Source organism: Shewanella sp. 10N.286.51.B7 (genome assembly GCF_002873615.1).
In the GTDB taxonomy this organism is placed as follows: Bacteria; Pseudomonadota; Gammaproteobacteria; order Enterobacterales; family Shewanellaceae; genus Shewanella; species Shewanella electrodiphila.
Map to the genome: position 1 here is coordinate 30,677 of NZ_MCUF01000033.1, position 15,707 is coordinate 46,383.

The 15,707-nt window shown below is 40.0% G+C and carries 14 protein-coding genes; 4 read left to right on the top strand and 10 right to left on the bottom strand.

What is annotated here, in order from left to right:
* Positions 1 to 111: 111 nt before the first annotated feature.
* The 10 genes from BCU84_RS10030 to speE all read right to left on the bottom strand — a co-directional run bounded on the left by BCU84_RS10030 (position 112) and on the right by speE (position 11,385).
* Complete coding sequence (locus BCU84_RS10030) at positions 112 to 3,027, bottom strand: ExeM/NucH family extracellular endonuclease (protein ID WP_102527957.1); 2,916 nt, start codon at positions 3,025 to 3,027, stop codon at positions 112 to 114.
* A 232-nt stretch (positions 3,028 to 3,259) separates the two neighbouring features.
* Positions 3,260 to 4,138, bottom strand: a complete 879-nt coding sequence (locus BCU84_RS10035) for a RimK/LysX family protein (protein WP_102527958.1) — start codon at positions 4,136 to 4,138, stop codon at positions 3,260 to 3,262.
* Positions 4,139 to 4,182: 44 nt separating this feature from the next.
* Positions 4,183 to 4,533, bottom strand: a complete 351-nt coding sequence (locus tag BCU84_RS10040; protein WP_102527959.1) for a DUF3802 family protein — start codon at positions 4,531 to 4,533, stop codon at positions 4,183 to 4,185.
* 73 nt (positions 4,534 to 4,606) lie between these two features.
* Positions 4,607 to 5,197: a YceI family protein gene (locus tag BCU84_RS10045; RefSeq protein WP_198589560.1), complete on the bottom strand. Its 591-nt coding sequence runs from the start codon at positions 5,195 to 5,197 to the stop codon at positions 4,607 to 4,609.
* A 135-nt stretch (positions 5,198 to 5,332) separates the two neighbouring features.
* Positions 5,333 to 5,782 carry a YaiI/YqxD family protein gene (locus BCU84_RS10050; protein ID WP_102527961.1) on the bottom strand — a complete coding sequence of 150 codons (450 nt, stop codon included), beginning with the start codon at positions 5,780 to 5,782 and terminating at the stop codon, positions 5,333 to 5,335.
* Between the two features lie 44 nt (positions 5,783 to 5,826).
* A complete protein-coding gene (gene pdxH / locus BCU84_RS10055) occupies positions 5,827 to 6,465 on the bottom strand; it encodes a pyridoxamine 5'-phosphate oxidase (RefSeq protein WP_102527962.1) in 639 nt (212 codons plus the stop codon).
* A gap of 155 nt (positions 6,466 to 6,620) precedes the next feature.
* Positions 6,621 to 7,553: an agmatinase gene (speB, locus tag BCU84_RS10060; protein ID WP_102527963.1), complete on the bottom strand. Its 933-nt coding sequence runs from the start codon at positions 7,551 to 7,553 to the stop codon at positions 6,621 to 6,623.
* Positions 7,554 to 7,584: 31 nt separating this feature from the next.
* A complete protein-coding gene (locus tag BCU84_RS10065; RefSeq protein ID WP_102527964.1) occupies positions 7,585 to 8,514 on the bottom strand; it encodes an adenosylmethionine decarboxylase in 930 nt (309 codons plus the stop codon).
* Positions 8,515 to 8,566: 52 nt separating this feature from the next.
* Positions 8,567 to 10,480 (bottom strand): biosynthetic arginine decarboxylase, encoded by a 1,914-nt coding sequence (gene speA / locus BCU84_RS10070; RefSeq protein ID WP_102527965.1) that lies wholly within the window; start codon positions 10,478 to 10,480, stop codon positions 8,567 to 8,569.
* A gap of 26 nt (positions 10,481 to 10,506) precedes the next feature.
* The gene (speE, locus tag BCU84_RS10075; protein WP_102527966.1) at positions 10,507 to 11,385 is read right to left on the bottom strand and encodes a polyamine aminopropyltransferase; all 879 of its coding nucleotides are present in this window, start codon (positions 11,383 to 11,385) and stop codon (positions 10,507 to 10,509) included.
* Between the two features lie 551 nt (positions 11,386 to 11,936).
* Here speE and BCU84_RS10080 point away from each other — a divergent pair.
* The 4 genes from BCU84_RS10080 to BCU84_RS10095 all read left to right on the top strand — a co-directional run bounded on the left by BCU84_RS10080 (position 11,937) and on the right by BCU84_RS10095 (position 15,359).
* On the top strand, positions 11,937 to 12,770 hold the full coding sequence (locus tag BCU84_RS10080; RefSeq protein ID WP_102527967.1) for a S1-like domain-containing RNA-binding protein: 834 nt from the start codon (positions 11,937 to 11,939) through the stop codon (positions 12,768 to 12,770).
* A gap of 78 nt (positions 12,771 to 12,848) precedes the next feature.
* Positions 12,849 to 13,517 (top strand): DUF480 domain-containing protein, encoded by a 669-nt coding sequence (locus BCU84_RS10085; RefSeq protein WP_102527968.1) that lies wholly within the window; start codon positions 12,849 to 12,851, stop codon positions 13,515 to 13,517.
* A gap of 109 nt (positions 13,518 to 13,626) precedes the next feature.
* Positions 13,627 to 14,460, top strand: a complete 834-nt coding sequence (locus BCU84_RS10090) for an ABC transporter permease subunit (RefSeq protein ID WP_102527969.1) — start codon at positions 13,627 to 13,629, stop codon at positions 14,458 to 14,460.
* On the top strand, positions 14,457 to 15,359 hold the full coding sequence (locus BCU84_RS10095; RefSeq protein ID WP_102527970.1) for an ABC transporter ATP-binding protein: 903 nt from the start codon (positions 14,457 to 14,459) through the stop codon (positions 15,357 to 15,359). Before BCU84_RS10090 ends, BCU84_RS10095 begins: the two co-directional genes overlap by 4 nt.
* The last annotated feature ends 348 nt before the right edge of the window (positions 15,360 to 15,707 follow it).

Consider the following 15,707-nt stretch of genomic DNA (forward strand, 5'->3'; position numbering starts at 1 on the left):
AATGGTAATAAAAAGGTGGCAATTAAGCCACCTTTGTTGTGTTTACTCATGATAAATTTTATCTAAATCAAAGCAGTCTTTTGCTTTAACTCTGAGATAGATTTCAGATACTTAAAACTGCAATGACGCTGTATCTGTCGCATCTTCATTATCAGTCACGGTTAACTGTACCTCATTCGCTTGCCCTGCACGTTTAAGTACAATACGGCGATTCGACTGATGGCCATCATTAAACAACCATGATTGCGATGCAATTCGACCATCCTCATCGACACTTCGTGAAACAAATACCTCTAAAAACCACAAGTTTATGTACTGAATCACAGCTGTTGGAGCGGCATTTTCAGGAATATCAGTCACCTCGACTGTTTGCGTCAAACTATCTGACTCACCTTCTGCATCTGTTACCGTTAAGGTCACTTGGTAAACGCCATTACTTGTAAACGCATGGTTTGCTGACGAACCTGTGGCAGTGCTTTCATCACCGAACTGCCATTGGTGTGTTAACCCATCTTGATTGTCATCAGTAGAAGTAGAAACAACTTCTAACTGCGCACCATTTATTGCCCATGTAAAGCTTGCGACAGGAACTTGATTTGCAGGAGTGAATTGTAACTCGACAACCATAGGGTCGTGATCTGAAGAGCGATAAGCATCCGCAGCATAGTAATTAACAAGCTGGGTATCCGATTTATATTCTTCGTTATAATCCAAAATTGATGGTTCATCAGCATTAATATGCCAATCAGTCACATTCAACACATTATCAAGTAATGCATTATTCACTAATGCATGGTCTAACTGACCAGCTTTACCTGAGTAAACATAAGAATAAGCATCCGAAATACCAAAGTGGTTAAACAACTCAGTAAAACCATTCTCGGTTAATGCAGTCACGGGGTCTTCTTTGGCGTAAGCATTTAAATCACCAATAACCAGTACTTTTGCTTGTTCACCATTAACATCATATTGCGCTGCCAGCCAAGGCATCATAGCTTGAACTGCCCTAGTACGAGTGAGGTTACAGTTACCTTGACCATCACCGACATCAGGATCCCCTACGCTATTACAGTTACTGCCTTTCGATTTTAGATGATTAACAGCAACAACAAATTCTTCCCCAGTAGCAGCATCAGCAAATAATTGAGTCACCATTGGGCGGTTTTTACTGTCATCAAATAATGGTAAACCTTGTTCATCTAAATGTGAGTTACTCGTGTTTAGCACTTTGGCTTCACCTACAGGTAAAACGCGGTCAACTTGGTAGATTAACCCTACGGCTATTTCATCTGTGCCGACAGTGGTTTCACTTGCAGCAATATAATCATAACGGTTGGCAACCGTTGCATCATTTAAAGCACTGACTAAGTTTGCAATAGCTGACAGGTCTGAATAGCCATCATTTTCGATTTCCATTAAACCGACTACATCAGCATTCATGGCAGCTAATGCATTTACAATCTTGGCTTGTTGACGTTCAAACTCACTGAGGGAATCTGCTCCCCGTGATGTTGGAAAACCGTTACCCTGTCCATCACCGTTAAAGTAATTTAGTACATTGAAACTTGCCACTGTGACATCGCCGGTGCCCACAAGCTCTGGTGTCGTTGTACGAGAGTTGCTAGCAATAACATTGACAGTTTGAGTTGGCATCACTCGATATTCATTAAAGCTGTAATGCAAAACCCCAGTGATAGATGAGATAGAATCACCTGCACGAAGACTGTTATTAGCATATAATTGCGGCGCAGGATAAGGCACGACATCTGGGTTTTGAATGGTTGCGCCATCATCTAGGATGATGCGGTCTAAGTCATAACTTGCTTCTAGTGCTAACGCATCAGCACCAGGATTTGCAACTTGTGTCCCTGTATAATGACGTTCGCTACCTAATTCTGCCTCACCATATCGACCTAAGTTGGCGACAGTATTCACCACTAAAGCTTGCTCAAAACCGATTAACATTCCCTCGTAAGCTTCAAGTGAAAGTGTGCTTTGTACGGGTAAACTTATTAAAGATACTTGAGGTAATACTTGCTGAGTATCACACACGATACTGCCACTAATATCAGCGAGTTCTGTGAGATTGTTATACTCTTTTACTGTCGCTTGTAATCTGACTCTATCGCCCATATTGACAGCGATTGGTTGTGAATCTGTATAAACAAATATGCCTTCAGAAGTGTTCGGGTCGGCATCAATCTCATTATCAGCCATTTGTAAGTAAAAACCTTTTAGACCCGCTTGCATATCACTGGTAACTATACCTTCTACAATGACCGTCTCGCTTACTAATGGACTGATATCACTGCTACCTTGAATGGTATGAATTGCAGTAAATGAATCACCACAAATCAGCTCAACTGGCTCAGTTGGGTCAGTTGGGTCAGTTGGGTCAGTTGGGTCAGTTGGGTCAGTTGGGTCAGTTGGGTCAGTCACGGAACCATTGAAGCTGCCAAGATCACTAAAGTCATCTTTTGCAAATCCAAACCAATTATCTAAAGAAACTGCATCATCAGGATTTATGTCAGCAATGATGCCATCGTGATTGCGTCTTAAAGTATTATCTTTCGTCGACAATTCACCTGAGCCCCACTCAGAGCCAGGATCTACGCCTACTTGACCCAGTGAGTCGACAATCGTTGTTTGATTAAAGAGTACAATGGCATCATCACCATTAAAAAAGCTCGTTGTAGATATCTGTTGAGCTTTAGCTAGTATCTCAGAAGAAGCATCATCATCCGCGACGACAAAAGTCGCACCCGCATCAACCTCACCAGTTAAACTAATAGTGCCGCCACTGTTACTATTACCATTGAAGAAGAACTGTAGTTGATAACCAGAAAGATCGACTGCTTCATTAGTGGGATTGTATAGTTCAATCGCCTTATTGTTGCTGCTTCCTTCAATGTATTCAGAGATGATTAAATCATCCGCATAGCTTTTGGCTGCTAAAGTCGCCATAGATACAGCAGATATGGATAAAGCTAATAACGAAAAATTGAACTTATTCAGTTTGCAAAACATGTGTAACCCCTAGATTTATTAATCTATCTTTATGTGTTTATAGTATTTTTATCATTTTGGTTTAATCCAAAACCAACCAAGACTATAAACAGCAAGGGTTGCACATTTGTTAAGATTCAATTACATATCGATACAGTGCTCTCGAATAAGTCTTTCGTATTAATGAAGAAAACAAGTCAAATTAAGGCACAAAAAAACCGCTCAAATGAGCGGCTTTTAATGTTGGAGTGCCTTACATATTAACATCAACAATATAGTGGCCTTGCAGCCAGTTACGGCCAATCAGTAGCTTGTACGTCATCTTACTGCGATCACGTAGGTTAACATCAACTTTGAATTCTTCACCGGGTTCGCCGATTGTTAATGTCACCATGTAGCGGATCTCACTCCCCTGTGCATTACGAATTAAAGAAGTGCTATGAATACGGGCTGTGACATCTACCGTTTCATTTTTTTCATTCATTGTTGTAAATGTCACATCTTTACCAACATTATTATCCATGTTGGTTTTATCTTCATCTTTAATTCTTAAATTTACGGCATGCAGTGAGTTTTCTACTGCACCAGTATCGATACGAGTATCAAATATCAAACCAGACTCGACAATACTGATCCCAGCAGTTGGCCCGATAAATTTCTTTTCTGATACGTCAACCACATAGCGGCTCTTTAACCAATTGCGGCCAATCAGTAATTTATAGTCCATTGTGGTTCTATTTTTTAAATTTACTTTGACCTTACGGGTGCTTTCGCCAAAGGTAATAGGTAATTTAACCGCATAACGGGTTTCAGTGCCTTGAGAGTTACTCACCGTTGACACGCCAACAATTTCAGCAGTAATTTTTTCTTGCTCGCCTTTCTCATTGAAAGTCGTGAAAGACACATTTTTACCTATGTTGTCTTTCATTTTTTTCGCACTGCCACCTTCGACGTTAATATCTAGAGCATGCAATGACGAGTTAACTGCGCCTGTATCCATTCGTGCTTCAAATACAACTCCATTTTGACTAACTGACATCATTTCAGTTTGGCCTAGTACTTCTTTCTCAGCCGCCATACTTGAAAATGAAATACAACAAATGAAGGTAGCATTAATGATTGTTTTGAACATGCAAAAGTCCTGCAAGTAAGATGAGTTAAAGTTTTATAATGAAATTATCTAAGGATTTGTTCGATTTCTTTATCAAACAAGTTTTTGATCAAACCAGAAAACTCTGTGATAAACACACTTTGATCTGGCGTTGCATTATGGGTTGCTACACTGGCTAAAATCTCTTCAAGATCATAGACAATAGCATCAATTTCACGAATGACTTTATTGCGCTGAGCAAATGATAGGTTTGGATTTTGGCCACAAACCATAATGATTTGGGCTGATAGTTGGTCTTCGAATAATTCCATTATTGTTTGGCTATTTATACTGTTATCTTCTGACGCTTCAAACAGCCCTAAATGCTCAGTTAAATATTGAATTAAATGAATGTAACCATCTTTATCAGTGACCATTATGTCCCCTGTTTACGTGGCTTTTGAACTGCAAAAGCCACTCGTTAATTTTCTAAATAAGCAACATCGTCAGTTATTGGGATAGAGTCAAAACAAAAGAGACTGGAACAGCTAAACTAATGCTGCTTAATCCTGCTACTTCACGGAGCTTATTGACCCCTTCAACAAGATCAAAATCATTTGCTTGAATAATGACAGGAGCCATACTGCTCACCACCATTTTTTTATCCGATAACTTAGCGACTAAAACATCAAATGTTATTTGACGACTTTTACCGTGTAACTCTATTGTGCCATCAATTTGTGTAACTAATGTTGAACCTACGCTCAAATCAGCCAATAATTTAGGATTAACGACTGCTGATAACCCAAGTTCTGGAAATTTAGCCACTTCAAATAACATGGTTTGCATTCGTTCATCACGAATTTCAACACCCGTGTCAACGCTGACCAAATCAATCGATAAATTAAACGCACCCTCTGGCGTTAGACTACCACTTACTTTTTTAAAGTCATGAACTTCAGCAATATCGCCTTTCTTAATTGAGATAAAACTGACTTTCGAGTGTCCCTGTTTAACTTGCCAGTCGGCTGCAAAGCTCGCCGCAGACATCAAAGAAGTAGACAGTAACGCAATGGGTAACACTTTGAGCCATTTTTTCATCATTAATCCCTTTTGTGAATAAAAACAGTTAAATTATAGATTAAAATTAATTAACTCGTAGGCTATCCAAACGTTGAGTTAATTCAATCTTGCTACATTAGCAGCTAAAAGTCATAAATACATAGATAACACTGACTATAAACGACTTAGCCATTTATCAAGTGCCTGTGCAAAAGCATGTTTGTCTGCTTGCGAAAAGCTATTTGGCCCAGCAGTATGCACACCACTACTTCTTAGCTCTTCCATAAAATCACGCATGGTTAAGCGCTGCTTTATATTATCAACGGTATAGATATCGCCACGAGGGTTAAACACCATCGCACCTTTTTCAATCGCATCTGAAGCCAGCGGAATATCCCCAGTAATCACTAAGTCACCGTCTTTTAATTGCTCAACAATATAATTGTCAGCTTCATCAAAACCTGAGCTCACTCTGACAACGGAAATATTAGGTGAAGCAGGCACTCTAATAAGCTGATTGGCCACCAAAATTAACGGCACCGATTTTCTATCGGCTGCACGAAAAAGCATTTCTTTAACTGGGTTGGGACATGCATCGGCATCGACCCAGATTGTTTTACTCATTACATTATCTCAGCAAATTAAATTTGTTACGTCATTAACGCCACTTACGGCGCTAATCGATCAATATTCCAGCCCGAGGGATTCTTTTGATAAACAAAGCGGTCATGTAACCTACGCTCTCCGCCTTGCCAAAACTCAATACTTTCAGGTTTGATGCGGTAGCCACCCCAGAATTTAGGCAGTGGTACTTCGCCCTTGGCAAATTTATTTTTCATCTCATTAAATTTGCCTTCTAGTGCTTGGCGAGCACTGATTTTACTAGATTGTTTTGACACCCACGCGGCTATTTGGCTGTCTTTGGGGCGACTCATAAAGTACTTAGTCACTTCCATCATAGATAATGGTTCTGCTTCACCCGTTACCGCCACTTGTCTTTCTAGCGGATGCCATGGAAACAGTAGGCTGGTCTTGGCATTTTGCGCTAGGTGTATCGCTTTGCGGCTTTCTAAATTAGTGAAGAAAACAAAGCCATCATCATCAAACTTTTTGAGTAACACGATACGCTGAAAAGGTTGCCCATGTTCATCTACTGTTGCAACACACATTGCAGTAGGGTCGGTCAACTCTGCTTGTTTCGCTTGCTCAATCCATTGGGTAAACAAATCCATTGGGTTTTCAGGCAAATCGTTACGGCGTAATCCACCTTGAGTATATTCTCGGCGGATATCAGTTAAATCATTCATTTAGATACCTCTTTAATTACTGTCATTATACTCACAGTTGCTGATATATGATCATGACATTGCTGATAATTATGCTTATAAGCATTAATTGCAAAAAGTAGGCATAAAAAAACCAACGATAACCGTTGGTTTTCAAATAAGGTCAGTAAGTAAACTTACTTTTTAACTAAACCTTTGCCTTCTGCCCACACATGAAGCAACTCAAGACCTAAGGTCGCACCAGCAAGCGCCGTAATATCTGCTGAATCATAAGCTGGGGCGACTTCGACAACATCCATACCCACGATATTCATGCCACGAAGACCACGGATGATTTTCATGGCTTTGTCACTGGTTAAGCCACCACAAACTGGCGTACCAGTACCTGGTGCATAGGCTGGATCGAGACAATCAATATCAAACGTAACGTAAAGAGGCATATCACCAACACGCTGCTTAATTTGTTCTACAATTTGCGCCGCAGTTAGATCGTTGGCTGTGGCTGCGTCAATCACTTTAAAAGCATGGTCAGCGGTATTGTATTCAGTTCGAATACCAACTTGAATTGAATTTTCAGGTGCAATTAAGCCTTCATTCGGCGCATGAAAAAACATCGTACCATGATCATACTTGCTACCTTGGCTATAAGTATCTGTGTGCGCATCAAAGTGCAACAAAGCCATTTTGCCGTACTTTTTATAATGCGCGCGCAATAAAGGTAAAGTAACAAAATGATCGCCACCAAAGCTTAATAATGCTTTGTCACTATCAAGTATACGGGTTGCAAACCCTTCAAGCCGTGTAGTGAAATCTTCTTGATCACCACAATCAAACACTAAATCACCCGCATCAACGATATTGATAGTCTCGCTGATTGAAAAATCCCAAGGCCAACGTGTTTCTTCCCATGCAAGGTTTACTGATGCACGACGAATAGCATCAGGCCCCATACGACCGCCTGAGCGTCCCGTTGTTGCCATATCAAACGGTAGTCCAATAACAACGACATCTGCATCCGTTTCAGTCGGCTTAAAGTTAAGCGGCTGACGTAAGTAACCAAACGCATTGGAATACAATGAATAATCTGCTTTTTCAGCAAAAGTGCTCATACAACTCTCCGTAAAGGCGAAACGCCAATAACTACAAATATTCTGGTATCAGCACTTCATGACAAAGTTGCTGATAGTGACTAAAGTTAACTTCGTACCCTTGCTCAGTCGCAAGTGAGCAACTCCCCAAACACAAATGTGCAGGGAACCCGTCAGTATTTTTAGCCGAATTAAAACCAATCACATCCCAGCTACCAGGATTAAGACTGCTCAATAGCCTTGCGTAAATATCAACCGGATGCTCCGATAGGTTTACATTGGTTTCTAAACTCACATAGGAGCTTTTTTCCTGAGGGGTAATATGAATCGTGAAATACTCTTGGCCTTTAATGCCATTAATTGAATAACCAAAAGGTTCAAACAAAAAGTCATCCACGATGAAATCAGGAAACAATTCCGCCAATTGCAATAATTCACGAATGCCTTGTGCTGATTGATTCATGCCACGCAAATAATCAGCTGCATCGCCGTTAATATGGTACATCAACAATTCATTGGTCGTATCAGCAGCTGGCGCAATAAACGGCTTCTTGGTACTAAACATATAATGATGATGTGAATCTAAGTGGCCAATTCGGTATGCATTACCTGCTATCGTTTGACGGATTTTTTTCAAATCATCTTGAAATGAACTTGACTGCAAGTGCGACAAATATTCATTTTTACGTTGATAACTGGCAAAACCAATCGCCTCTTCACCCACACTCTCAATAAATGACATCACAGCGTCAGCAAGTGTCGTTGTGCCACAAGTCAGCATCACAAAGCGGTCATCCCACACGAACAAGCTGGACTCACTTAATAAGTAGGCATCACAAAACTCATTACTGACTGAGGATAATATTTCAGCATTAGCGCAGGCGACAATGTCAGCCCAAAATGGCTGTCCAAAGCTGCGCAATTTTTGAGATGAGTCAGCTAATATGACTTCAATCTTTTTTTCAGAACCTTCAAAAAACATATTTTAAACCTAAAAACGCAGAGTAATGTGCATTACTCTGCTGACACTCTTTTTACGAAAAATCTTCTAAATAGGTGTAACCCTTTAGACCTAACTGTAACTCTTCCAATATTGAGGTTCTTTCTTCTTCTGCAATATGCTGGTTGACTAACTCTTCGTAGGTGCGCATAAACGCAACGGCATCCAAGTTAACGTATCGCAGCACATCAGCAACGGTGTCACCCGCTAATACTGATTCAATATTCGGTAAACCATTTTCTTCAACACGAACCACTGCCGAATTAGTATCACCAAATAAGTTGTGCATATCGCCTAGGATCTCTTGATAAGCACCAACCATGAAAAAGCCAATTAAATAAGGGCTTTCTGGCGTCCATGCAGGTACTGGCAAGGTAGTTTCGATGCCTTGTCCATCAACGTACTGATCGACAATACCATCTGAATCACAGGTGATATCTAACATTACCGCACGTCTTTCTGGTGGCTTATCAAGGCCGCTTAACGGCAATACAGGGAACACTTGATCAATACCCCATGCATCAGGAATTGATTGGAATAATGAGAAGTTAACGAAAAACTTATCCGCAAGTTTCTCATTTAATTCATCAATAATCGGTCGATGGAATCGATTGTTATTACTTAATAAGCTTTTTAATGCATGACAAACTCGCAAGTTTGTTTGCTCAGCCCATGCGCGCTGCATTAGAGTCAGCTGGCCTACAGAAAACAATGAATGCGCTTCAGCAATATCGCTTTGAGTATCATGATAGATTTCAATGATAGCGCGATTATCTGGGCGCTCACTCATATCCGTCCACGACATCCACATATTGTGTAATAGCTGTGGCGCGTCTTCTTCTGGCGGCTGAATATCTTCTGGGTAATAGGACTCAGTACCAATCACATCGGTAATTAATACCGCATGATGCGCTGTTAAATGACGGCCAGACTCTGAAATAATACGTGGCATTGGCTGTTCGTATTCATTACAAATATCACCAAGCACACTGACGATGTTATTAGCATATTCAGTTAAGCCGTAGTTCATCGAGTTGTTACTTTGACTTCGAGTACCGTCATAATCAACTGCGAGTCCACCACCGACATCAAAGGTATCGATTAACGCGCCTAACTTTCGTAATTCACAGTAAAAACGCCCTGCTTCGCTCACACCTTGGCGGATATCGCGAATGTTGGCGATTTGCGAGCCTAAATGGAAGTGAATCAATTGCAAAGAACTCATCATATCGAGCTCTTTTAATTCATTCAGTACTTTCAAGACTTGCGCAGCTGATAAACCAAATTTTGATTTTTCACCGCCACTGGCTTGCCATTTTCCTTTGCCCTGGAAGGCTAAACGAGTACGTAAACCCAGTCTTGGGGTCACGCCAAGCTCTTTAGACTCTTGCAAAATTAGCTTAAGTTCAGAAATTTTTTCGATAACGATATAAACTTTATGACCCAGTTTTTCACCAATCAGTGCTAACCGAACATATTCTTTATCTTTATAGCCGTTACATACAATCACTGAACTGGCTTTTTGCGCCATAGCCAGTACTGCCATTAATTCAGGTTTACTGCCTGCTTCTAAGCCTAACTGAGGTACTTCTTTAGACTTTTGACTGGCTAATATCTCTTCAACAACGGTCTGCTGCTGGTTAACCTTAATAGGATAAACCAACAAATAATCATTCTGATATTCGTACTTTTGAATAGCTTCATTGAATGCATCACATAAGTTTTCGACTCTGCGATGTAAAATCTGCGGGAAACGCACAAGCACTGGTAATGCAACACCAGCTTTCACCATATCTTTGGCAAGTTCATTCAAACCAATCGTACAGTCAGGTTTACTTGGGTCTGGTGTCACTGTGACTTCACCCGTGTCATCAATACCAAAATATTGCTGACTCCAATGGGTTACGTTATAGCTTGAACGTGCGTTTTCGATAGACCAATCTTTCATATTCTTCATTCCGTCTATTCAGCAGATTATGCAGTCACGCTTTGGGCGTTTTTCACTGCAACTTCTACAAATGCGGGCAATGCAAAGCTTGCCATGTGTAAAGCAGGCGTATAGTAACGAGTGCTGATATTAGCCTGTTCAAAACGTTGCTTTAATGTCGTTATATCAATTTCACGGGCTGTTTCATCATTGGTTGCCCATGCAAACGCCATCGTGCCACCAATGTAAGTAGGTACTGCAGCATTATAAAACCAACAGTCCTTCACATATGGCGTCATACGACGCACTGTATCTTGTAACTCTTCAGGCTGCATAAATGCCACGCCATTTTGGGCAACAAAAATACCTTTTTCAGTTAAGCAGCGAATGCAATTTTCATAAAATGCAGAACTGAATAATACTTCACCAGGTCCGACTGGATCCGTACAGTCAGAAATAATCACATCAAACTGCTGCTGGCAATGTTCAATAAAGTGCATTCCATCATCGATAACCAAATTCACACGAGCATCTTCAAATGCGCCTTGTGAATGTTGTGGGAAATAGGTTTTACACATTTCGACCACATTAGCATCGATTTCAACCATAGTAACCTGCTCTATAGATTGATGTTTTAATACCTGTCTTAACATTCCGCCATCACCGCCTCCAATGATAAGTACCTTTTTAGTACTGCCATGGGCAAGGATCGGAACGTGAGTCATCATTTCATGATAAACAAATTCATCTTTTTCTGTTGTTTGAATAGCACCATTTAATGCCATTACTCGGCCAAAATTAGTATTTTCAAAAATACTTAAATGCCATTGCTCTGTTTTTTGTTCAAACAAAACTTGTTCAACTTCAAAGTACTGGCCATAACCAGCATGTAAAGTTTCGTAATAAATATTTGATTTGTTTAGCATGTTAAAAGTCCAACACTGCCACAAAATTCGATGACCTTCGCAGCGTAGATATAAGTTAAAAAGGTGAACAAATAATGGGTAACCCTTATCATGAGCCTAGGTTCATGAATGAGTGAAATTCAATTTCGAAGGATTATAATTAACGCATTTATTGTTCGCACTACCTTGATAAATGAAGATAAGTCTCAAGCTTATCGCACGTCAAGATAATCTGCTGTTTTTTCAACCTCAACAAACCTTTATAAAAAGCACTTGGTTCAATTAAAAAAGCGGCGCAATTAAACCCTGCAAACAATGATAATGCAAGGGTGAAAAAGCAATTTTAGTATAAATTTAATTCATTATTTTAGTGCAACAGAAAAGTTATGTTTTTTTTGTTAAAAACCAAATAGTTCCCTCAAAGAAATTATGCCTATTTTGTGCATATCATTAACTTAAAATTTCTAATCTGTGTTTTATTGAGTTTAGTTTATGAACGCAAGTTACAACTACAGCTATTACGTATATAATTATCCTGTTTTCTCCTTATCTTTAGTTAAATAGAGCCGCAAATGATACAAATCGGAAAGAATCACTCCCTAGAAGTCGTAAAACAAGTCAGTTTTGGCGTTTATGTGAATGCGCAAGAATTAGGACAAGTACTATTACCTAATAAGTTTGTCCCTAAAAACTGCCAAGTTGGCGATATGGTTGATGTATTTCTTTATCTTGATTCTGAAGATATTGTGATTGCCACCACCCAAAAGCCCTATGCTCAAGTGGGTGAGTTTGCTTACCTTAAAGCCATCGCAACCGGTCCATTTGGTGCCTTTTTAGATTGGGGCTTAGACAAAGACTTGCTATTACCTTTCGGCGAACAGCACAGAAGCATTGAAGAAGGTAAATCTTACTTGGTTTATGTTCATCCTAACCATGTTGATGAACGTATTATGGCTTCATCTAAAGTCGATAAGTTTTTAGATAAAACACCTCCTGAGTATGAAGCTGGACAAGAAGTCGATTTAATCATCGGCGGCAGTACAGACTTAGGCTTTAAAGCCATTATCAACAATGCCCATTGGGGTGTTTTGTTCCAAAATGAAGTATTCCAGCGTTTAAGTTTTGGCCAATCAATTAAAGGCTATATTAAACAAGTGCGTGAAGACGGCAAAGTTGATTTGATTTTACAAAAAGCTGGTCAACAAAACTTAGATAAAAATGCTGAAACAATCATTAATAAATTACATCGTGCGGGTGGCTTTTTACCATTAAATGATAAGACTGATTCAGCGATCATTTATGACCAATTAGCCATGAGCAAAAAAGCGTTTAAGCGCAGTATTGGTGGTTTATTTAAAGGTGGCCAAATCAGTATCGAAGATGATGGCATTAGATTGCTTAAATAAGCTACAGATAAACTGAATTATTTGATAAAAAGCATGGTTCTGTTATAACAAACCATGCTTTTTTATTTGGAGTAATTTATGGAACTTAGCAATCAAGAAGCCCGCATCATCGGCTGTTTATTAGAAAAAGAAATTACTACCCCCGAACAGTATCCCCTTTCCATTAACTCCCTGACCATGGCATGTAATCAAAAAAGCAGCCGTGAACCTGTGATGAGCTTATCTGAACAAGAAACACAATCGCTCATAGATGACCTCACCAAGAAAAGACTGATCAGCGAGCAAACAGGCTTCGGCAGCCGCGTGGTTAAATACAAGCACCGCTTTTGTAATACCGAATTTAGTGACCTTCAATTTTCAAATGAACAACTTGCCATTATCATTGTATTACTGCTTCGCGGACCTCAAACTCCTGGTGAGCTTAAAACCCGCTGCAATCGATTACATGAATTTGATGGGCCGCAGCAAGTAGAAGCGGCACTGCAATCTTTAGCATCAAGAGATGAGCCACTAGTCGTACAATTGCCGCGTGAAGCCAATCGCCGAGATTGCCGTTATGCTCAATTATTTTCTGATAAACAGTATCTTGAGCAAGGCAGTACTTCATTTGACGTAACTGCTGCTCCAGTAGTTAAACCTGCGAGTAATGAAGCAACACATGCCCTACTTGAAAGAGTTGATGCATTAGAATCTCAAGTGAGTGATTTAACCCAGCGTTTAGCCGAACTTGAACAACTGCTAGATTAATCATTAAAGTCAGAGTTAACACTGACTTAACAAAAATTAATCTTCATCTGGTTCGCTATCAAGTATGATGGCGAACACATCACCGTTTTCTCAAGGATATTTTTTACTTATGGACGCATCTCCTCGGTCTTCCTCACTTCGTCAAACTTGGCTTATTGCCAGTTATGAACTGAGTAAGCGATTCACTAATACCAAAGGTATTGCCGCGTTAATCGCCTTCTCATTACTCTGGGCAATTATTTTGTTATACCCAGTGCAAAGTGCCTCAGTCTATATGTTAGAACCTGGCTTTAAAGAACTTGTACAAAGTATCTATGGCCCAGATGCACTCAGCCAACTCTTTAGCTGGAAGGTCGCTGAGTTTGCCGTTTTTTGGTGTATTGCACTGTATGTGTTCCCAATGTTCAGCATTTTTATCACTGCAGATCAATTCAGTTCTGATAAACAACGTGGCTCATTTAGATTTCTTACCTTAAGAGTCAGTCGTGATAGTATTTTCTTCGGTCGCTTTTTAGGTCAAATGCTCATACAAGGGTGTTTGCTGTTATTAACTATTATTGCCACCATCTTGATGGTACTCACTAGAGATACTGGATTATTTACCGATGCCTTATTAAGTGGTTTTTCAGTATTTATCAATGTCTTTATCGCACTGCTACCTTATACCGCAGTTATGGCTGTTTTATCTTGGTATGCAAATAGCGCACGACAAGCGAGTATTTACGCCGTGATCTTATGGGCGGTGAGTGGCATTTTAATCATGATCATTAATAGCCAATTACCTGCTATGTCATTTTTAAGTTGGGTACTACCTGGTTCGCAATTATCATTAATGATAAATACGCAAGGGTTAAGCTCATTGATGTATGCACCCATTCCTCTCATTCAAACACTTGCTGTATTAATAGCAGGTCGCATTTACATGCAACGGAGTGCACTATGAAGCTAATTACATGTGAAGGTGTATCTAAGCAATACGGTACTAAAGCGGCCCTTTCTAATATCAATCTGTCATTAGATACCGGCGCGCCTATCGCCCTTGTCGGCCCTAATGGCGCAGGTAAAACCACGTTATTTAGCTTGCTATGTGGCTTTATTCACCCGAGTTCTGGTGAGATCTCTATTTTAGGTGAAAAACCTGGCAGCCAGAAATTACAAAACGTAGTCTCTGCTTTACCTCAAGATGCGGCGCTAGATCCTAACTTTACTATCGTGTCGCAACTGACATTTTTTGGAAAGTTACAGGGCATGAACGGCAAACAGGCAAAACAAGAAGCCCTACGAGTGCTGGAATTAGTGGATTTATCCGCCTCAGCTTTAATGTTACCTAAAAGCTTAAGCCATGGCATGAGTAAACGTGTTTCTATCGCTCAAGCGCTCATGGGATCGCCTAAATTAGTCTTGTTAGATGAACCCACAGCGGGACTTGATCCTGCTAATGCCAAAAAAATCCGTCAAATCGTAAAGGATTTATCAGCAACCACCACATTCGTCATCAGTTCACACAATTTAGAAGAACTAGAAAAACTCTGTGATCAGGTGCTTTATTTAGAACAAGGGCAATTGCAGCAATCAGTTTCAATGAAAGCTGATGCAGAAACAGCCTTTTTGACTCTGACGATGCAGCAATCTGATATCGCACTATTGAGTGATAAAGTAAGAAGCATGCCTAACATCATCAATGTCAAAGTCAGTGATGACGAACAAATCATTATCGAGCATCATTTTGATACTAGCTTTAACCTTGAAACGGCATTACTCACACTATTTAGTGAACATGGCTGGCAATATAAAGCCATCATGAAAGGGAGAAGCTTGGAAGAAACTCTTTTTTCTAGCTAGATAAACTCTGCATCAAGTCAGTAAGCCCAGTATTAAGTACTGGGCTTTTTGTTTACAGGCTAGTTATTTTCAGGCTAGTTATTTTAAAGCTGGTTATTTTCAGATTGGTTTGGATCAGACTAGCTATCACCTGGCTATTTGTTGACACAACATCCAACTTAAACCACAAAGTAAAAAGTCACCTACTCATTATTCATATCGTATACATTCCCTACTTAGGCAAAACTGCAGCCAAAACGCCATCGCTATTCTAAACGCTCAAGTCATAGGCATAAGTCTTAGTCATTTCTAAACAGCCATTGGCACATCTCATAGCGCACAGTTCACCGCTCATAGCTCATAGCTCAT

What these genes read in the sequence shown, in the direction of transcription:
- BCU84_RS10040 (WP_102527959.1), bottom strand. Translation starts at nt 4,533, where the DNA reads ATGGTCACTGATAAAGATGGTTACATTCATTTAATTCAATATTTAACT.
- BCU84_RS10050 (WP_102527961.1), bottom strand. Translation starts at nt 5,782, where the DNA reads ATGAGTAAAACAATCTGGGTCGATGCCGATGCATGTCCCAACCCAGTT.
- speA (WP_102527965.1), bottom strand. Translation starts at nt 10,480, where the DNA reads ATGAAAGATTGGTCTATCGAAAACGCACGTTCAAGCTATAACGTAACC.
- BCU84_RS10080 (WP_102527967.1), top strand. Translation starts at nt 11,937, where the DNA reads ATGATACAAATCGGAAAGAATCACTCCCTAGAAGTCGTAAAACAAGTC.
- BCU84_RS10035 (WP_102527958.1), bottom strand. Translation starts at nt 4,138, where the DNA reads ATGTTCAAAACAATCATTAATGCTACCTTCATTTGTTGTATTTCATTT.
- BCU84_RS10030 (WP_102527957.1), bottom strand. Translation starts at nt 3,027, where the DNA reads ATGTTTTGCAAACTGAATAAGTTCAATTTTTCGTTATTAGCTTTATCC.
- speE (WP_102527966.1), bottom strand. Translation starts at nt 11,385, where the DNA reads ATGCTAAACAAATCAAATATTTATTACGAAACTTTACATGCTGGTTAT.
- BCU84_RS10090 (WP_102527969.1), top strand. Translation starts at nt 13,627, where the DNA reads ATGGACGCATCTCCTCGGTCTTCCTCACTTCGTCAAACTTGGCTTATT.
- pdxH (WP_102527962.1), bottom strand. Translation starts at nt 6,465, where the DNA reads ATGAATGATTTAACTGATATCCGCCGAGAATATACTCAAGGTGGATTA.
- BCU84_RS10095 (WP_102527970.1), top strand. Translation starts at nt 14,457, where the DNA reads ATGAAGCTAATTACATGTGAAGGTGTATCTAAGCAATACGGTACTAAA.
- BCU84_RS10085 (WP_102527968.1), top strand. Translation starts at nt 12,849, where the DNA reads ATGGAACTTAGCAATCAAGAAGCCCGCATCATCGGCTGTTTATTAGAA.
- BCU84_RS10045 (WP_198589560.1), bottom strand. Translation starts at nt 5,197, where the DNA reads ATGAAAAAATGGCTCAAAGTGTTACCCATTGCGTTACTGTCTACTTCT.
- BCU84_RS10065 (WP_102527964.1), bottom strand. Translation starts at nt 8,514, where the DNA reads ATGTTTTTTGAAGGTTCTGAAAAAAAGATTGAAGTCATATTAGCTGAC.
- speB (WP_102527963.1), bottom strand. Translation starts at nt 7,553, where the DNA reads ATGAGCACTTTTGCTGAAAAAGCAGATTATTCATTGTATTCCAATGCG.